At 69.1% G+C, this 369-nt stretch carries 1 protein-coding gene; it reads left to right on the forward strand.

The window, feature by feature from the left end; genetic code table 11:
- The coding region (locus tag OF819_RS29080; protein ID WP_267246641.1) for an adenosylhomocysteinase at nucleotides 1–369 on the forward strand (369 nt) is incomplete at both ends.

The raw sequence follows: 369 nt of genomic DNA on the forward strand, positions 1-369 counted from the left end.
ACAGGACCACGCGGCCGCCGCCATCGCCGCGGCCGGGATTCCCGTCTTCGCGTGGAAGGGCGAGACGCTTGAGGAGTACTGGTGGTGCACGGAGCAGGCGCTGACCTGGCCCGGCCACCCCGGTCCGAACATGATCCTGGACGACGGCGGCGACGCCACTCTCCTCGTCCACAAGGGCGTGGAGTTCGAGAAGGCGGGCGCCGTGCCCGACCCCGCCACCGCCGACAACGACGAACACCGTGTCGTGCTAGAGCTGCTGCGGCGCTCCACGATCAACTGGTCGGAACTCGCCGCCGGCGTCCGTGGTGTGACGGAGGAGACGACGACGGGTGTGCATCGGCTGTATGAGATGCACCGGGAGGGCATGAG

It is taken from the genome of Streptomyces sp. PR69 (genome assembly GCF_026420845.1).
Classification (GTDB): Bacteria; Actinomycetota; Actinomycetes; order Streptomycetales; family Streptomycetaceae; genus Streptomyces.